Genomic DNA, 19,151 nt, shown 5'->3' on the forward strand with positions numbered 1-19,151 from the left:
ATTCCGTCCAGACGTTCCCTCCTGCAGGGAAACCCGAATAATTCCATTGATGCCTCATTCCAGCGAAAGCTGGAATGACGGAGTGATTCGAGTTTTCCTGCGGGAGCAGTTCAAGGTAAATCCTGCGGTTCGGGTCGAGGCCGGGTCACTCCGTTCCGGCCCCTTGCTGCATGCCGGGAGGCGGCCCGGCCGCATCGCGGCGCGACTGCCGCACCACCACGCTGTTCACGGTGAGGTCGGCGGTGACGTTGCCCAGCGTGGCGAAGACATCCGGCAGCGTGTCGACGGCAAGCATCAGGCCCAGCGGCCCCAGCGGCACGCCCATGGCTTGCGCCACCGGCAGGTTGGTGGCCATGAAGGTGACCTGCCCGGGCAGGCCGACCGAGCCCAGGCTGATCACCACGGCCAGCGCCGCGCCGGCAATCAGTTGCGCCGCGCTGAGGTCGATGCCGCTGGCCCAGGCGATGAAGCAGGCCGAGGCCACGTATTGCACCGGGCTGGTGAGGCGACACAGCGACACCGCCATCGGCAACACCAGCGCATTCACCTGCGGTGGATAACCGAGCCGCTCTTCCGCGCTTTCCAGCATCGCCGGCAACGACGCCAGCGACGATTGCGTGCTGGCCGCCACCGCCTGCGCCGGCGCCAGCGCGACGACGAATCGGCGCAAGCGCTCGCCGCCCCACAGCACCGCCACCGGCAGCATCAACGCGGTCACCAGCAGGTAGAGCAGGATCTCGGTCAACACGTACACGCCCAACGCGCGCACCATGCCCACGCCGGCACGCGCGCACACCGCCAGGATCAGCGCGAACACGCCCAGCGGCGCCAGCCACAGCACCCAGCGCACGATCACGATCATCGCGTCCGCCACTGCCTGGAAGAATTCCACCAGCAAGGCACGCCGCGAGGCCTGCAACCGGGTCAGTGCAAACCCCAGAAACAACGCGAACACCACCAGCGGCAACATCGCGCTCTGCGCCGCGGCCATCAGGGCATTGCTCGGCACGATGTCCTCGAACCAGTGGGACCAACCGGGCACGGCCCCGGACGGCGCCTGCGCCGCGTGGCCAGCCAGCACCGCACCCAATTCGGGGTTGTGCGGAAACAATGCAAACAGCGGCGGCGCGACCAGTGCCGCCACTGCCGCACCACCGGCCAGCAGCACGATGATGGTGACCAGCGTGCGCCGCGCGATGCGTCCGGAAGCCGCCGCGTCGCTGGCGGTATTCACGCCCACCACCACCAGCGCCAGCACCAGCGGCACCACCGTCATCTGCAAGGCGTTCAACCACAGGTGGCCGATCGGCTGCGCGACATCCGCGGCGTGCGCCGCCCATGCCGGCGCCCACGCCGCAAGCGCCAGACCCACCAGTGCGCCGGCCGCGAGACCCGACAGTACGCGCGTGGTGGCGCTCATCGGCCACCCTGCGTGGACGGCAACTGCCAGCCATGACGCAGGCGTGCGTATTCGTTCTGCGGCAACAGCACGAAAATCGGATGCGCCTGCGGCTTCAGCCACGCCAGCAAACGGCGCATGGTGGCGGGGTTCATCGCGGTGCAGCCGGTGGTGCCGGTATCCGGCGTTTTCCACAGATGGCCGAAGATGCAACTGCCACCCTGCGGCACACCGTTCGGGTTGTGCTCGATCACGAAGCCGAGCCGGTAGCGCTGATCGCCCTGGAAATGCAGATCGCGCCGCATCGGTTCGCTGGAGCCCTTCAACGCCGCCGCGCCTACCTTGGCGGTGTCAGCGATGTGGTTGTACAACGGCGAGCCGCTGACGTCCATGCAGTAGTCGGTGGCGGTGAGCGCGAGGTAGGGCATCGTCGTGTCCGCATGGGCGGCGTAACCGAACGTGGTGCCAATGCGGAACACGCCGGCCGGGCTGCGGCCGTCGCCTTCGCGCTTCTGTGGGCCGTCGTGCTGCGCCGGACTGAGACCGATGCCCCAGGCCGCGCCACTGTGGCCGATCACCACCGGCCGGGCCTTGCCTGCTTCGTGCCACGCACCGCCATCACTACGCTCGTAAGTTCGCAGCGTGCCCTGCATCGCATTCCAGCCGGGGACGGTGACCAGCACCATCTGGCGAGCATCGGACCAGGCGGCGGGGGCATCGCCGGCGACGACGTTGCCGGACAGCGCGAGCCCGGCGATCAGCAGTGTGACGAGACGGTTACGCATGGATGTGGAATCCTCCAACGAAGGAATTCCTCTCCCTTCGGAAGAGGGTGCCGGCAGGCGGGTGAGGGTTCGGGCGGAGATGGGTGTCACGGCGACACCGCACCCTCACCCCAACCCCTCTCCCACAGGGGGAGGGGCTCGAGTCGGCAGGCAAGAGAGGTCGGGTTTCGAAAACGCTGCCGAATGAATCCCTCTCCTTTCGGGAGAGGGTGCCGGCAGGCGGGTGAGGGTTCGGGCGGAGACGGGTGTCACGGCGACACCGCACCCTCACCCCAACCCCTCTCCCGACGGGAGGGGGGTTAAAAATCGCGGCACGGATGGACGTCCGGACGACCATCACGGCTCCAGCATCTGCTGGATGCGATCCAGGTTCGCCACCAGTTGCGCATGGCGCGAATCGTCGCTTTCGCACAGACGCACGAAGATGCCATCCAGCAGGTGCTGCAACGCGGATTGATAGAGCAGCGGCTGGATGTACGGCTGCTCGTCGTGCGCGGACACCAGCAAGGCAATGTCCGCCAGCGTACGCAGCGGGTTGGCGGTATGCCGGGTCACGCTGATCACCTGGCCACGGCGTTCGCGGAAATAACGGCTGATCTTGCACAGCGCCGGGTGGTTGCCGTGTTCGGAAAACACCAGCAGCACGTCGCCGGCACTGGCCGCGGAAACGTTGGCGGTCATCCGCGCGGTATCGAAGTTGTGCACGGTGAGGATGCCCAGCAACGACAGTTTCAGCGCGAAGCCGCGCGCGTAGATGTCGTCGTCGCCCAGGCCGATGATGAACACCTTGCCGCTGCGTCCGGCCGTACCGATCGCCCCGGCCACGGCGGCGAGCGTCTGCGACGTGTTGATCAGCCGGGTGGCCTCCTCCGCCTCGGACTTGCGCCGCCACAGGCCACCGGCCGACGAATCGTCCGTTTCGCCGCCGGCATGCGCCGTGGCTTGTTCAACGCCGCCATTGTCGGCGCGGGCAATCGCCTCGCCTACCGAATACTTCAGGTCGGGATAGCCCTTGAAACCGAGCTTCTGGGTGAACTTGACCACGCTGGACTGGCTGATGCCCAGCGCATTGGCCAGTTGCTGCGAGGAGTAGTCGCGCAGCAGTTGCGCGTTGTCCAGGATGAAATCCGCGATGCGACGTTCCACCGCCGACATCTGGTCGCGTTCGGAGCGGATCTTGACGAGGGGCGACATGTCGGATCGGGTTCCTGCTCAGGCAGCGATATCGGTTTCCAGCCCACGGATCTCGCGAATGCCCAGACCCGGTGCATCCGTCACCGAGATCTCGGATTCGTTGAAGATTACCCCACCGTCCACCGGATTGAACTGGCACAGCGAGGGGCCGTCCAGGTCGACCTTGGTGATCACGTCGGCCTTGGCCACCGCCACGTGCACCGCGGCGGCCACGCTGATGCTGGTTTCCAGCATGCAGCCGATCATGCATTCGATGCCATGCATGGCCGCGATGTCGGCAATCCGGATGGCATTGGAAATGCCCCCGGTCTTCATCAGCTTGATGTTGATGATGTCGGCCGCGCGCAGCCGGATCAACTCGATCACCTCCATCGGACCGAACACGCTTTCGTCGGCCATCACCGGGGTGTGCACGCGCTCGGTGACGTAGCGCATGCCGGCCAGGTCGCGTGCCTTCACCGGCTGCTCGACCAGCTCCAGCTTGATGCCGGCATCCTCCAGCGTCTGCAGCGCATATACCGCCTGCTTCGCGGTCCAGCCCTGGTTGGCGTCCAGCCGCAGCAAGGCGCGCCCCTCCACCGCGGCATAGATCGCCTTGACCCGCTCGATGTCCACGCCGATGTCCTTGCCCACCTTGATCTTCAGCGATTCGAAACCGCGCTCCACGGCACTGATGGAGTCGGCCACCATCTTGTCGATGTAGTCCACGCTGATGGTGATGTCGGTGGTGATCACCGGATCGCCGCCGCCGAGCAGCTTGTACAGCGGCGCCTTGTACAACTGGCCCCACAGGTCGTACAGCGCGATTTCCACGGCCGCCTTGGCGCTGGTGTTTTTCTCCATCGAGGACTGCACCAGGCCGGCAAGCCGATTGAGGTCGGCCACGTCCTGGCCGATCAGCCGTGGCGAAATGTAATGGCGGATCGCGTCGATGATGGAGCCATGGGTATCGCCCGTGATCACCGCCGTGGCCGGGGCTTCGCCATAACCGATGTGGCCGGTGTCGGTATGCACCATGACCACGATGTCCTCGACCTGGTTGACGGTCCGCAGCGCCGTCTTGAACGGCGTCTTCAGCGGAACCCGCAGCATGCCGAATTGAATGTCGGTAATTTTCATGGAGAGCCGTGTCCGTGAGTTCGATGGAAATTCGTCGACCGTCTGTCGCCGGCGATCAGCGACGCATGCGCACGATGCTGGTCATGTGGTCGATGAAGGTGGTGCCGTCCTTGCCGTACAGCATCGGCAACAACGGCGTGACCGACACCGCGTTGAGCTTGACGTGCGCAGTGGAACCGTCGGGCTTGAGGTAGCTCATGCCCAGCACGTCGTGGATCACCCACGGCTGGCCCTGCCACTGGCCCAGCACCATCATCACGTGGCCGGGGATGTAGACCAGGTCGCCGAGCCGGAGCTGCATCGCCGCCTTCAACCGCACCTCGTGGCTGTCGGCGGCAGTGAACAGGCGATGCGCCAGCGCCGGGCTCACGCCCTGGTCACTGGTGTTGCGCGGCATCTGCACGCCCATGCTGCGATAGACGTCGGAGACGAAGCCCGAGCAGTCGCGACCGTCGTAGGCATGGCCCCAACCGTAGCGCTCGCCAAGGAACTTGAACGCCTGGGTGATCAGGTTGCGTGGCGTCAGCGGCAGGTAGTCGCCGGCGGTGTCGGTGTTCTTCTGCAACAACGCGGGCACCAGCGCGAGACTGCCGTCGTCCTTGCGCATCGGCAATTGCAGCGTGTACGAGGTGTACGGGGTCTGGCCGTTCACCGGCTGGTCGGGCGGCAGCGTGGTCAGCAGCGGCACGCGCGTGGCCATGTCCAGCTGCAATTGCGACACCGCCGGCTGCTCGGGGGTGAATACCGTGCGCACACTGGCGCCGGTGACCACCCGGTACGGCGTTTTCGCGGCGTAACCGAGCACCACGTTCTTCGGTGCTTCGGCCACGTACTTCTTTTCCATCCATGCCGCGTAGCGCGGGCTGATCACGAACAGCCACCGGCCATCCCCGCTGGTGTGCACGATGGCCACCGGCGTACCGGGAAATTCGGCGCTTTCCTGGAAACGGTCGATGTCGGTATCGCCCTGCCGACTGAACACACGCAGCATGGTCGGAAAGCTGCGCAACGCGGCACGATGCACCACCAGGCCATAGCGCACCGGCTGTTGCGCAGGGATCGCGCCCAGTGCCAGCTCGCTCATCAGGCTATCCAGCGTGGCCTTGGGTACCGGCCGGCCATGCACGTCGTAAAGCGTGTGCGTAGGTCGTTTCGAACGGTGCTCGATCCAGCCGGTCACCTGCGCCCGCGACACCGACGCGGGCAATGCGGCGAGGTCGTGCATCGACGGATCGAGCTTCAGCAGTTTCGCGTTCTGCGCATCGATCTGCGCGCGGGTGAGGATGAGCTGGTCAGGCGTGGCCTGCAGGCCGATCCAGAACGCCGGGGTGATCTGCGCCTCGCCCACGCCGAGCACGCCGCTCGGCGGTATCGGCAACGTGCCGGCTGCATCGCGCGCCTGCAACGGTGCATGGGCGAACACGAAGGCCAACGCCAAAGCCGCGAACATCGAACGTTTCATCGCTTCACTCCTACATCGCCGCCGCGTGCGACATCAGGCTGGCCACCACCAGGCCAAAACCGGTTCCGAGGATATAGCCGAGCAAGGCCAGCAGGACGCCCACCGGCACCAGCGACTTCGAATAGCTGGCGGCCAGCACCGGCGTGGCCGCCACCCCGCCGATGCACGCCAGCGAAGAGATGCCACACAAATACAGGTCGAAATGGAACAGCCGCGCCAGCAGCACCAGCAGCGTGGCGTGGATGGCAATCACGGTGAACCCGCAGGCGATGTACAGCGGCGCCTGCGCGATACCCTGGAAATTGCTCTGCGAGGCCAGCACCGCCACCACCACGATCAGCAGCGCGCTGGAAATCGCCCCCGCGCCCGGGAAGCGCGCCACCGGCGTCTGCGCCACCAGCAGCCCGGCCACGGTGGCCAGCAGGATCGCCCAGGTCGTCGCCGACACCATGTTTGATGTGGGCAGCTTGCCGCCCAGCCACACCGAGAGCGCACCTACCGCCAGCGCCGCGCCCAGCCACAGCAGCACGTTGTCATATCGGATCGGCCCGATCGCCGGTCGCTCGGCCACGACCAGGTCACCGCTGGACTTTGCCCGCGTCCAGCGGTTGAACGCGGTTGCCAGCGGCCCGATCGAGAACAGCACCACCACCCAGGTCGAATAACCCAGTGCGTCGGTGAGCAGCGAGAAAGCCAGCATCGAATCGGGCATGCCGATGGCCTGCTTCACCGCCACCATGTTGGCGCTGCCGCCCATCCAGCTGCCGGACAGCGCAGCCAGCGGCATCCAGCCATTGCCCGCTGGCAGCCAATGGCGATAGATCAGGAAGGCCCCCATGAACGCCGCGAACAGGCATATCGAAGTGCAGGCGAATACCGCCAGCACGCGCGGACCCAGGGCGAAGATCGCGCGCAGGTCGCAGTTGATCATCAACAGGAACAACAGCGCCGGGATGGCGCGCCCAATCACCGTCGCTTGCGCAGCATGGATCTCGGCATTCACCTGCCACAGCCCCGACACCGAGAGCGCCGTGACCACCAGATAGGTCAGCACGATCGGCGGCAGCACATTGAACACGCGCCAGCCGGAATAACGCTCGACCGCCGGGAACAGGCCGGCGACCAGCAGCATCACCGCGAGATAGGGCCAGACCGTGTGGATCATCGTTTCCCCTTGCCATGGACTGCTGCCGGACGTGCAGGCGCAGCCAGTCTACTTCGAACTGGAATACTTAATTCAACAAATAACAGTTTGAAGCATAAATTATTGACCATCGATTGCAAGCATGCTACACAGCCACCTCGGGGAAAACTTAGCGGGGTGTTCCACGGTGAGAACCGCACCACTTCCGATCATCATGATGCAACACGGGCTGCGTCTGCTGCTTGCCGGCTCGTGGCTCGCCGCCACCTGCGTGGTCGCGGGCGCGGCGCCAGCGACGACAGCGGACACGACCCACCGGATCGCCGCCAGCATCGACGCCGGCCAGTTCCAGACCGCGACCGCCGACATTGATGCCGCGCTGGCCCAACCCGGGCTGGACGCCGCCACCCGCCGGGCACTGCTGTTCCAGCGCGAGCGCATGCGCCGCATCGGCATGGATTTTTCGCTCGACGCGACCACGCTGAAGGCGCGCATCCGCGAACAGATTCCCGACCTGCGCGAGGACGAGTTCCAGCGCTGGGACGCCCACGGCCTGTTCGAGCACATGGTGATCGACGGCCATCTCCGTTACTTCAAGCGCGACGCCGCCAACCTGTACCGGCTCAGCGCCGAGGCCGCCGCGCGTCGCGCCCATCCCGCACCGTTCTATGACGATCCGTACGGAACCCTGGGCGACTATCACCGCTCCGTGCGCCAGGCCGCGCTGGCCAGCCATCGCAGCAGCGTGGAAGCGCATCGCGTGCGCATTACCCAGACGCTGACGGTGGATGCCGACGCGGTGCCGGCCGGTCAGGTCGTGCGCGCATGGATTCCCTATCCGAAACCGCTGCCCGGCCAGCAGGACGACATCCGCTTCATCGCCAGCGTGCCGGCGAAGCACGAACTCGCGCCAGCCAGCGCGCCGCAGCGCACGGCCTATTTCGAGAAAACCGCACAAGCCGGCAAGCCCACCCGTTTCTCGGTCACCTACGAGCTGACCCTGTCCGCGCAGTACCACGTCATCGACCCGGACAAGGTGGTGCCGGCGAAGATCACGCCGGAGCTGGCGCCCTACGTGGCCGAACGTCCGCCGCATGTCGTGTTCACCGAGCAGATGCAGCTGTTCTCGCGACAGGTGGTCGGCAACGAAAAAAACCCGTACCGCATCGCGCAGAAGCTGTTCGCCGCGGTGGACGACATTCCCTGGGCCGGTGCGCGCGAGTACTCCACCATCGGCAACCTCAGCGATTACGCGCTGCACGCCGGCCACGCCGATTGCGGCCAGCAGACCATGCTGCTGATCACCTTGCTGCGGATGAACGGGATTCCCGCACGCTGGCAGTCCGGCGCGATCTTCGCGCCGGGCGGCTACGACGACATCCACGACTGGGGCCAGCTCTACCTGGCGCCCTACGGCTGGATTCCGATGGACGTGACCTTCGGACGCTTGTATCCGGGCGCTCACCCGAAACCGGGCGATGCCGCACTGGAATGGTTCTACCTCGGTGGACTGGATGCCTGGCGCGTCGCCTTCAACAGCGACTTCGGCCGGGACTTCGTGCCGGCCAAGCACGACTTCCGTTCCGACACCGTGGATTCGCAGCGCGGCGAGGTCGAGTGGAGCGGGGGAAACCTCTACTACGACCAGTGGCACTACGGCTTCAACTGGACGCCGGTGTCCGGGCCTGCCGCATCGGCGCAGGGAAACGTGCACCACTAAACCACCACCGCTTTTCATATATGGCATCGACGGCGTCGATGGGGAGATGGGGAATATGAGCAGCAGCCGATACTTTCGCAGGACCGTGTTGTGCGCGGCGCTGGGCCTCGGCCTGTCGTCGCTGGCGATGGCCCCGGCACGGGCCGGCAATACCGATGGTGCAGTGGTCGGGCGGACCCAGGCCGCCGCCACGTTGATCATCACCAGCCCCTCCACCGGGCTGACCCGCACCATCGTCGCGGACAGCCACGGCAACTACCGCTTTCCGTTCCTGCCCGTCGGCCGTTACGTGCTCACTGCCAGCAGCGCGGGACATGCGCTGGGCGAGCCGCAAAACGTCACCGTGAGCCTGGGCAACACCACCACCGTGGATGTGGGCATCAAGACCGCAGCGACCGAGCTGGCCGCAGTGAACGTGGTCAGCAGCACGCTGCCGATCATCGACGTCACCTCCACCGAATCGGCCACCAACATTTCCCACGCCCAGCTCCAGCGCCTGCCGGTGGAGCAGAACGTGGCTTCGGTGGCGATGCTGGCGCCCGGCGTGGTCAAGGGCAATGCCGGCATCGGCGGCATCTCCTTCGGCGGCTCGTCGATCGCCGAGAACGCGTTCTATGTCAACGGCCTCAACGTCACCGATTTCTACAACCGCAACGGCTTCTCGGAAGCGCCGTTCGATTTCTACCAGGAATTCCAGGTCAAGACCGGCGGCTACTCGGTGGAGTTCGGCCGCACCACCGGCGGCGTGGTCAACGCGGTGGCCCGCTCGGGTACCAACGAATTCAAGTTCGGCACCACCCTCACCATGGAGCCGGGCAACTGGCATTCGGTGGCACTGAACCGCTACGACGCCGACGGCAACCGCTACATCACCTCCAGCCGCGACCGGCAGTCGCTGATCAAGACCAATGTCTGGGCGTCCGGCCCGATCGTGAAGGACAAGCTGTTCTTCTTCGCGATGTACGAGCAGCGCGGCAACTCCCCGCGCAACACCGATGACCTCGGTGAGATCATGAACGAGCACAACGGCGACAACGGCTTCTGGGGCGCCACCGTCGACTGGAACATCACCGACAGAAACACGCTGTCGCTGATGGCCTTCTCCGACAAGGACCACGATGTCGACAGCGTCTACGGCTACGACTACGCCACCGATACGGAAGGCGCACGCACCAACGTGGTCAACAACCGGACCGGTGGCCGCAACTGGGCGCTGACCTGGAGCAGCTACCTCACCAACGACTTCTCGATGAAGTTGATGTACGGCAAGAACCAGCGCCAGTCCAACACCGAGTCGCAACTCGACGAGCAATGCAACGTCGTGGCCGCCACCAGCGCGGTGCTGAACCAGTATCCGCCGGGTGCGGCACTGGGCTGCACCAACAGCTCCACCGTGTATGCGCGCACCGACAAGCGTACCCAATACCGTGCCGACTTCGAATGGACGCTGGGCAACCACCTGCTGCGTTTCGGCTATGACCACGAGAAGGACGTCTCCGACTACGCGCGGCACTACGCCGGCCCGGGCGGCTACTACTACAACGTCTACGCCACCACGCCCGGCAGCACCATCGACAACGGCGGCGTGGTGCCACCCGGCTACAACGCTTATGTCCGCGCCCGCCAGTACGTGATCGCCGGCACCTTCCCCACCATCAACTCGGCGGTGTACCTGGAAGACAACTGGTCGATCACGCCGAACCTGGTGCTCAACGCCGGCATTCGCAACGACAGCTTCGACAACGAAGCCGCCAACGGCCAGAGCTACATCAAGATCGACAAGCAGATCGCGCCGCGTCTGGGTTTCTCGTGGGACGTGAAGGGCGACGCCACGATGAAGATCTTCGGCAACCTCGGCCGTTACTACCTGCCAGTGGCCAACGTGATCAACATCAAGCAAGCTGGTGGCCTGCTCGACCGGCGCACCTACTACGGTTTCGATGGCTGGGAAACCCAGACCCTCAACGGCGTGTCGTACGTGGTGCCCAGGCTCGGGCCGCAAATCGGCAACGTGGACGAATCGCAGGGCAATGGCACCGTCGGCGACCTGCGCTCCGAGGTCGACCGCCACATGGATCCGGTCTACCAGGACGAAGCCATTCTCGGCTTCCAGCAACTGCTGAGCGCGAAGTGGTCGTGGGGCGTGCGTGGCATCTACCGGCGCATGCACAACGCGATCGACGACATGGAAATCAGCGCCACCCCGCAATGCGGCGGCAATGGCTACGTGGGCTGGGTGATGGCCAACCCCGGCAAGAATGTCACGGTGTGGGGCGACACCAACTGCGATGGCACGCCGGACGGCTGGGTCACCATCAACACCGCCAAGTACGGCTGGGCGATGTACGACTCGGCCGGCAATTACCTGGGCCAGCGCGGCTGGAAGAAACCCAAGCGCACCTATGGCGCCTTCGAATTCCAGCTCGACCGCGCATGGGACGAGAAGTGGTCGCTGAACGCCTCGTACACGATCGCGTGGAACCGTGGCAACGCGGAAGGCCCGGTCAACTCCGATACCGACTTCGACGATACCGGCCGCACCGAAAACTGGGACAACCCCTACGTCAATCTCAGCAACGGCTTTCTGCCGAACGATCGCCGCCACCAGCTGAAGGTGCGTGGCACCTACGCGCTCGCCAAGCACTGGCAGGTCGGCGCCAACCTCGAACTCAACTCGGGTGGGCCGATCACCAGCTACGGCGTGGGCAATCCCTATGACGCCACCAACTATCACAGCTACTTCATCTGCGTGGACAAGTGCGGTTCCATTCCCGGGCAGTTCGACGCGGACGGCAACCCGGTGCAATACCCCTCCGAAGACCGCGTCTACCACGAGGTGAAACGCGGCAACTACGGGCGCCTGCCGTGGACCTATACCGTCGACGCCAACATCACCTACCTGCGTCCGTTCGACGGCGGCACCCTGCGCGTGAAGCTGACGGCGTTCAACCTGTTCAACCAGCAGCGTACGGTGCAGGTGGACCAGGACCTGCAAACCAGCATCTCCAACTCCACCAACAGCACCTTCCTGCAACCGTTCATCTTCCAGCCTCCGCGTTACGTGCAGCTCGCCGTAGCCCTCGATTTCTGACGGCCTCCCCGCGTGGCGACCCGCACAGCTTGCGGGTCGCCTTTTTTTGATTCCACGAGCAAGCCCATGAGCACGCTGTCCATCCAGCAGACTGCCACCGGCATGGACGCCAGGTCCTCGGCGCAGTTCGACGGCGTCGATCTCGCCGCGCTCGCCGACCGGCTCGGCACGCCGCTCCACGCCTACTCCGCCAGCGCGATCCGCCAACGCATCAACGCGCTGCAGCAGGCGCTGCATGGCCTCGACGCGACGATCTGCTACGCCGTCAAGGCCAACGGCAATCGCGCCATCCTCGAACTGATGGCCGCGGCGGGACTGGGTGCGGACATCGTCTCCGCCGGCGAACTGCGCCGCGCGTTGCAGGCGGGCATCCCGCCCGAGCGCATCGTGTTCTCCGGCGTGGGCAAGAGCGAGGACGAGATCGCCGGCGCACTCGACGTGGGCATCCGGCGCTTCAACGTGGAATCGCTGGACGAACTGCATGCCATCGAACGACTGGCGGCGACGCAACACACCACCGCACGCGCCGCGGTGCGCATCAACCCGAACGTGGACGCACTCACCCACGCCAAGATCGCCACCGGCAAGTCGGAGAACAAGTTCGGCGTAAGCATCGACGAGGCACGTCACTGGTTCGCCGCGCGCGAACAACTGCGGCACGTGCGACTGGACGGCCTGCACGTGCACATCGGCTCGCAGATCCTTTCGCTGGAACCGTTCCGTCTCGCCCTGCAGCGCGTGGCCGCGTTCTGGCACGAGCTGCGCGAGGCCGGTCATCCCATCGCCAGCATCGATGTCGGCGGCGGCCTCGGCGTGCGCTATCGCGAGGACGACACGCCGATCGCGGCGGAAGACTATGCGGCGACCATCCGCGAGGCGCTGGCCGGCTTCGACGGGGATCTGCTGCTCGAACCTGGCCGCTATCTGGTGGCCGAAGCCGGCGTATTGCTGACCCGCGTGATACGCATCAAACAGGGCGAAGCGCGCGACTTCCTGGTGCTCGACGCGGCCATGAACGACCTGGCGCGCCCGAGCCTGTACGACGCCTGGCACGATATCGTGCCGGTCGCGAACGAGACCCGGCCGGAAACCGTCTACGACGTGGTCGGGCCGGTCTGCGAAACCGGCGACACCTTCGCCCGCGACCGCCGCCTGCCCGCCTGTGCCGCCGGCGACCTGTTGATGATCCGCACCACCGGCGCCTATGGTGCCTCGATGGCCTCCACCTACAACTCGCGGCCCCTGGCCGCCGAGGCGCTGCTCGATCGCGGCCGCTACGCCGTGGTTCGCAGGCGCCAGCATTTCGAGGAAATGACCGCCGGCGAACCATCGGCCCGGCATTGGGAGACGGCATGAAACATTTTGCACCGCACACGCTCATGCTTGGCGCGCTGGCATCGGGCCTGCTCGCCTTTGGCCAGCCCGCCGCCGGCGCCACGCAAACGGCCCGGCCCGCCGATCCACCGATCACCATCGACACCCACGTCGACATCCCGTTCACCTACATGCGCGAGCCACGCTTCGATGTCGGCAAGGACACCCGATTACTGGTCGACCTGGGCAAGATGGAACGCGGCGGGCTCAATGCCGCGTTCTTCGTGATCTGGGTGCCACAGGGGCCGCTCACGCCCGCGGGCTACACCAAGGCCGTGCGCCAGGCCGAGGAAAAGTACGAGGGCATCGAACGCATGCTGATGCGCTATCCCGACCGCATCCGCCTCGCCACCACGCCGGCGCAGGCCATGGCCAACCGCCGCGCCGGCCTGCTCTCGGCCATGATCGGCATCGAGAACAGCTATTCGCTCGGCCACGACATCCACCGCCTGGATGCCACCTACGACCGGGGCGCGCGCTACGTGGGGCTGGTCCACGTGGGCGACAACGACCTGTGCACCAGTTCGTTGCCGGACACGAAGCACGGCGAGCCGGCCATGAACAGCGCGGGCGACAAGGGCATGAGCGCGTTCGGTCGCGAGGTGGTGACACGCGCCAACCAGCTCGGCATGATGGTCGATATCTCGCACGCCTCTGATCGCTGCGTGCGCGACGCGCTGGCCTATTCGAAGGCACCGATCATCGCCTCGCACTCCGGTGCGCGTGCCGTGCTCGACCACCCGCGCAACCTGCCCGACGACCTGCTGCGCGCGATCGCCGCCAAGGGCGGCGTGATCCAGGCGGTGGCCTACAAGGAATTCCTCAAGCACGACCCCGGTCGCGAGGCCGCCGAAAAGAAGCTGCAGGACGCCGTGGCCAAGGCCCATGGCGACGCCGAATACGACAGCGACAAGGACGACTACCTGCCAGCGATGGCCCGAGGCATGGCCGAGATCGAGAAGACATACCCGTTGCCCACCCTGGACGACTACGTGAAGCAGATCCGGCACATGGTGCAGGTCGCCGGGATCGACCACGTGGGCATCGCCTCGGACTTCGATGGCGGCGGCGGCATCACCGGATGGAAGGACGCCAGCGAAACCCGCAACGTCACGATGGCGCTGCGCCACGCCGGCTTCAGCGATGCCGACATCGCGAAAATCTGGGGCGGCAACCTGCTGCGCGTGTGGGGCGAGGTGGCGCGCGATGCACGACACTGAGTGCGACACGCCCTCGCGCCCACCAGACAATGCGGCAACCCCGCCTTCGCTCCCTCCCCCACCTGGCAGGGGAGGGCCGGGGTGGGGTGCTCTCCTGCAAGCTCCGGCTCCCCCCTCCCGACTTCCCCCTGCACGCAGGGGGAGGAGAACGGCAGCCCTCCCGCGACCTTGCCTTGCCGATCCGGCAAGGCGCCGCATGCGCGGCGCGTGGCTCGCCTTGCTGTGGCTGGCCTTGCCCTGCGCCGCCGCGCCCGCGCTGCAGGCGGCCAGCCAGCAGGCTCGCACCACCTACGACCCCATCCTCGACGCCGTGGTGGCGCGCTACCACCTGCCCGGCATCGCGCTGGGCGTGATCGAGCACGGCCAGGTGGTCTACATCGGCACGCGCGGCGAGACCATCGCCGGCTCGGGCCACAAGATCACCCCGCGCACGCTGTTCAAGATCGCGTCCAACAGCAAGGCGATGACCACGGCCTTGCTCGGCCGGCTGGTCGACCAGGGCAAGCTGCACTGGAACGACCCGGTGACGAAGTACCTGCCGGACTTCCGCATGCACGACCCGTGGGTCACGAAGAACATGCGCGTGGCCGACCTGCTCACCCACTCCAGCGGTCTGCCCGAAGGCGGCGGCGACCTGATGCTGTGGCCTGAGCCCAACGCGTTCACCCGCGCCGACATCATCCACGGCCTGCGCTACATCAAGCCCGGCTACAGCTTCCGTTCGAAGTACCAGTACGACAACCTGCTTTACGTGGTGGCCGGTGAAGTCGCCGCCGCCGCGGGCGGCGCGCCCTACGAGACGCTGATGCACCGCGAGGTGTTCCAGCCGCTGGGACTCGACCGCTGCCAGGTCGGCCAGTGGAACCGCGACGCCGTGGGCGACGTGGCCGAGCCGCACTACCACGAGGGCAGCCGCAACATCCCGATGCGCGAGGACGGCGCGGTGATCCCCGCGATCACCTCCGCCCCCGCCGGCGGCATCCGCTGCGATCTCGACGACATGCTCGTCTGGGCGCGCAACTGGCTGGCGCCCACGCCGGCGCAGCTGCAGTGGCTGTCGGCACGGCAACGCCACGTACTGCAGTCGCCGCACATGCTGATCCCGGTGTCCGGGCAACGCCGCACGTGGGACCACAGCCACATCATGGCCTACGGCTACGGCTGGCGCATGACCGACGTGGACGGCAGCTGGACGGTGTGGCACACCGGCACGCTGGGCGGCATGTATTCCGAGCTGATGCTGCTGCCCGACCGCCAGAGCGGCTTCGTGTTCATGATCAACGGCGAGGCAGACGACGCGCGCACCGTGCTCGGCGAGGTGCTGGTCAAGCACTTCACCGCGCCGGGCGACACGCACGGCGTGGCCTGGTACGCCGAAGCGCTGGAGCGCGCTGACAAGCAGGCGACGGCCCGCGCCGCCGCGCCCGACACTTCCGCCGCCCAGCCGCTCGCGCCCGCCGCCCTGTCGGCATGGACCGGTCGCTACCGCGATCCCTGGCTCGGCGAGATGACGCTGTGCCCGGACAATGGCCGCGTGCACTTCGCCGTCGCCAAGTCGCCCAGGCTGAATGGCGAGGTGATGCGCCTGGGCAGCCGCGACCTGGTGCGCTGGACCGACCGCAACGTGGCGCCCGACGCCTGGCTGGACCTGCATCCCGCGCAGGGCGGGCAAGCCGCCACGCTGACCATGGCCAAGGTCGATGCGCTGGGCGACTTCAGCTCCGACTACGAGGACCTGCACTTCACCCGCACGGGGGACTGCCCATGACATCCCGCTTCCTGCCCATCGCACTCTTCGCGCTCGCCTTCGCGCCCTACGCGGCGCACGCCGAACAGGCGCCGCAGCTCTCGCCCGCGAAGACCGCGGCGCAAGCCAACCTGGTCGACATCCGCAGCCTGGTGCCCGACATCGCCGAGGACATCAAGTACGCCGGCAGCGACAACTTCGTCGGTCGCCCGGTGCACGGCTACCTTGCCCCGAAATGCCTGCTGCTGCGCCCGGCTGCCGACGCACTGGCCCGGGTCGAACACGACCTGCGGGCGCAGCACTATCGGCTGAAGCTGTGGGATTGCTACCGCCCCGCCCGCGCGGTGGCGGACTTCGTGCACTGGGCGCACGACCTCTCCGACCAGCGCACCAAACCGCAGCACTACCCGAACCTGGACAAGTCGAAATTGCTCGGCGTCTACATCGCCCCCGTGTCCGGCCACAGCCGTGGCGCCACCGTCGACCTGACCATGGAGCGCTGCGCCACCGACGGCACGCATTGCGCGCCACTGGACATGGGTACCGGCTTCGACTGGTTCGGCGTCCGCGCCCACACCGACGCCTCCGGCATCAGTGCCACCCAGCTCGCCAACCGCCACCGCCTGCGCGCCGCCATGGAGCATGAGGGGTTCAAGAACTACACCATGGAATGGTGGCACTACACCCTGACGCCCGAGCCCACGCCGCACACGCTGTACGACGTGCCAGTGCAATGAATGCTCCACTCTCGCCACGCCCTGCACGAAACAATCCCTCTCCCCTCGGGAGAGGGTGCCGGCAGGCGGGAGAGGGTACGGCCGGAGCGCAACGCCAAGCTCCGCCTGAACCCTCACCCCGCCCCCTCTCCCAGCGGGAGAGGGGCTCAAGCACCAGCGCCCAGAGGCTCGCCATGCGCTTCGCCACCATCCTCGCCCTTTCGCTTCTCGCCGCCGGCACTGCCAACGCCACCACCGCCGACGCCATCCAGAACGCCAACCGCCTGATGCAGAAATATACCGGCGACGTTCCCGGTGCCTCGCTGCTGGTGATCAAGGATGGCAAGCCGCTGATCGACCGCGGCTACGGCATGGCCGACCTGGAACACCACGTCGCCGCCACGCCGGCCACCGACTATCGCCTCGCTTCCATCACCAAGCAGTTCACCGCCGCGGCGATCCTGCTGCTGTCGCAGGACGGCAAGCTGAAACTCGACGACTCGATCCGCCACTGGCTGCCGTCGCTGCCGACCTTCGCCGGCAAGGTGACGCTGCGCGAGCTGCTCTGCCATACCGGTGGCCTGCTCGACTACGAGGACCTGATTCCAACCGGCGCCACCAAGCAGTTGAACGACCAGGACGTGCTGCGCATGGTCTCCGCCACCACGCACACCTACTTCGCGCCCGGCTCCACCTACCGCTACAGCAACACCGGCTACGTGCTGCTCGGTCTGGTGGTGGAAAAAGCCTCCGGCCTGCCGCTGCAGGACTTCCTCAAGCAGCGCATCTTCACGCCACTGCACATGGACCACACCCTGCTCTACGTGCACGACGACAAGACGGTGCCACATCGCGCCTACGGCTACAGCGAAACCGATGGCCAATGGCAACGCACCGACCAGGACCTGACCAGCGCCACCCGCGGCGACGGCGGCATCTATTCGTCCATCGACGACCTGGCCAAATGGGATGCCGCGCTGTACGACGACCGCCTGCTCAGCGATGCCTCGCGCAAGCTGGCCTTCAGCCCGCACGTCAAAGTCACTGGCGAACCGTACGAAGCCAGTTACGGTTTCGGCTGGCGCATCACCGGCGACACGCTGTGGCACTCCGGCGAAAGCATCGGCTTTCGCAACGTGATCGTGCGCTGGCCGAAGCAGCATCTCACGGTGATCCTGCTCAGCAATCGCAACACGCCGGAACCCTACCGCACCGTGCTGGCCATCGCCGAGCCGTTCCTGCAATGACTGTCCCCATTGCCCGTCGGCTTCCCGCCATCACGTCCCCTTACCGTCATTCCAGCTTGCGCTGGAATGACGGGCGAAAAGCAGAAGCCATGAAACCCACCGCCATGCGCCAGATACTTCAAATTCCCGGCCTCGTGCGCGCCGCCACCCTGCTGCTCGCACTCGCACTCCTCGCCGCCTGCACCCACGCGCCGCCGCGCAATCCGCTGGCCACCTGGGTGCCTTCGCCCAACCACGACATCCGTCGGCCGGTGCTGATCGTGTTGCACTTCACCAACGAGCATTCGGCGCAGGAAGCACTCGATACCTTGCGCACCCGCAACAGCGGCGGCCCGGTCAGTGCGCATTACCTGATCGGCAGCGACGGCCACATCTACCAACTGGTGGCCGATCAGCTGCGTGCCTGGCACGCAGGGCCAGGGCGCTGGGGCACCATCACCGACCTCAACTCCGCTTCGATCGGCATCGAGCTGGACAACGATGGCCACACACCATTCGCCCAACCACAGATCGCCAGCCTGCTGCGCCTGCTCGCCGATCTCACCACCCGGCTGCATATCCCGCCCACGCAGATCATCGGCCACGAAGACCTGGCCCCCGGACGCAAGGACGATCCCGGCCCGCTATTCCCGTGGCAACAACTCGCCGATGCCGGTTTCGGCCGCTGGCCAAAAGGCCCGCTATGCGATCCACCCGCAGGTTTCGATCCATGGATGGCGCTGGCCGTGGTTGGCTATCCCCTGGACGACCGCCCCGCCGCCGTGCGCTCCGTCCACCACCACTTCCGCGGCATGGACGGCGACACGCTGGACGCACAGGATCTGCGCATTCTCTACAACCTTGCGCAGCAGATCGAACCGGGGCCGGATACCTGCGCCGCACCGGCGCCACAATCCCCCTGACACCGGGAAGCCGCATCGTGCATCATGCGGC

Annotated in this window: 14 protein-coding genes; 8 read left to right on the forward strand and 6 right to left on the reverse strand. The window is 66.4% G+C overall.

What is annotated here, in order from left to right:
* Nucleotides 1-145: 145 nt before the first annotated feature.
* The 6 genes from AB7849_RS02720 to AB7849_RS02745 form a co-directional block, all read right to left on the reverse strand.
* The gene (locus tag AB7849_RS02720; RefSeq protein ID WP_369500526.1) at nt 146-1,420 is read right to left on the reverse strand and encodes a dicarboxylate/amino acid:cation symporter; all 1,275 of its coding nucleotides are present in this window, start codon (nt 1,418-1,420) and stop codon (nt 146-148) included.
* On the reverse strand, nt 1,417-2,184 hold the full coding sequence (locus AB7849_RS02725) for a L,D-transpeptidase family protein (RefSeq protein WP_008211200.1): 768 nt from the start codon (nt 2,182-2,184) through the stop codon (nt 1,417-1,419). The genes AB7849_RS02720 and AB7849_RS02725 overlap by 4 nt, the downstream gene beginning before the upstream one ends.
* 336 nt (nt 2,185-2,520) lie before the next feature.
* Nucleotides 2,521-3,378, reverse strand: a complete 858-nt coding sequence (locus AB7849_RS02730) for a MurR/RpiR family transcriptional regulator (RefSeq protein ID WP_008211202.1) — start codon at nt 3,376-3,378, stop codon at nt 2,521-2,523.
* A gap of 18 nt (nt 3,379-3,396) precedes the next feature.
* Nucleotides 3,397-4,497: a dipeptide epimerase gene (locus tag AB7849_RS02735; protein WP_008211204.1), complete on the reverse strand. Its 1,101-nt coding sequence runs from the start codon at nt 4,495-4,497 to the stop codon at nt 3,397-3,399.
* A gap of 55 nt (nt 4,498-4,552) precedes the next feature.
* Nucleotides 4,553-5,959, reverse strand: a complete 1,407-nt coding sequence (locus AB7849_RS02740) for a C40 family peptidase (protein ID WP_008211206.1) — start codon at nt 5,957-5,959, stop codon at nt 4,553-4,555.
* A gap of 10 nt (nt 5,960-5,969) precedes the next feature.
* Nucleotides 5,970-7,124 (reverse strand): DUF819 family protein, encoded by a 1,155-nt coding sequence (locus AB7849_RS02745; protein ID WP_008211208.1) that lies wholly within the window; start codon nt 7,122-7,124, stop codon nt 5,970-5,972.
* 196 nt (nt 7,125-7,320) lie between these two features.
* Here AB7849_RS02745 and AB7849_RS02750 point away from each other — a divergent pair, with 196 nt between their 5' ends.
* From AB7849_RS02750 to AB7849_RS02785, 8 genes are all read left to right on the forward strand, one after another.
* Complete coding sequence (locus AB7849_RS02750) at nt 7,321-8,823, forward strand: transglutaminase-like domain-containing protein (protein WP_008211210.1); 1,503 nt, start codon at nt 7,321-7,323, stop codon at nt 8,821-8,823.
* Nucleotides 8,824-8,878: 55 nt separating this feature from the next.
* Nucleotides 8,879-11,914 (forward strand): TonB-dependent receptor, encoded by a 3,036-nt coding sequence (locus AB7849_RS02755; protein ID WP_008211213.1) that lies wholly within the window; start codon nt 8,879-8,881, stop codon nt 11,912-11,914.
* Nucleotides 11,915-11,980: 66 nt separating this feature from the next.
* The gene (lysA, locus tag AB7849_RS02760) at nt 11,981-13,270 is read left to right on the forward strand and encodes a diaminopimelate decarboxylase (RefSeq protein ID WP_008211215.1); all 1,290 of its coding nucleotides are present in this window, start codon (nt 11,981-11,983) and stop codon (nt 13,268-13,270) included.
* Nucleotides 13,267-14,508, forward strand: a complete 1,242-nt coding sequence (locus AB7849_RS02765) for a dipeptidase (protein WP_008211217.1) — start codon at nt 13,267-13,269, stop codon at nt 14,506-14,508. The genes lysA and AB7849_RS02765 overlap by 4 nt, the downstream gene beginning before the upstream one ends.
* 196 nt (nt 14,509-14,704) lie before the next feature.
* Nucleotides 14,705-16,276, forward strand: coding sequence for a serine hydrolase (locus AB7849_RS02770; protein WP_369500528.1), 1,572 nt, complete (start codon nt 14,705-14,707; stop codon nt 16,274-16,276).
* Nucleotides 16,273-16,992: a M15 family metallopeptidase gene (locus AB7849_RS02775; RefSeq protein ID WP_008208710.1), complete on the forward strand. Its 720-nt coding sequence runs from the start codon at nt 16,273-16,275 to the stop codon at nt 16,990-16,992. Before AB7849_RS02770 ends, AB7849_RS02775 begins: the two co-directional genes overlap by 4 nt.
* 173 nt (nt 16,993-17,165) lie before the next feature.
* Entirely contained in the window at nt 17,166-18,218 is a 1,053-nt protein-coding gene (locus AB7849_RS02780; protein ID WP_008209465.1) for a serine hydrolase domain-containing protein, read from the forward strand.
* Between the two features lie 89 nt (nt 18,219-18,307).
* Nucleotides 18,308-19,120 carry an N-acetylmuramoyl-L-alanine amidase gene (locus AB7849_RS02785; protein WP_008209464.1) on the forward strand — a complete coding sequence of 271 codons (813 nt, stop codon included), beginning with the start codon at nt 18,308-18,310 and terminating at the stop codon, nt 19,118-19,120.
* Nucleotides 19,121-19,151 lie beyond the last annotated feature (31 nt).

It is taken from the genome of Rhodanobacter sp. FW021-MT20, from assembly GCF_041107475.1.
GTDB classification, from domain to species: domain Bacteria; phylum Pseudomonadota; class Gammaproteobacteria; order Xanthomonadales; family Rhodanobacteraceae; genus Rhodanobacter_A; species Rhodanobacter_A glycinis.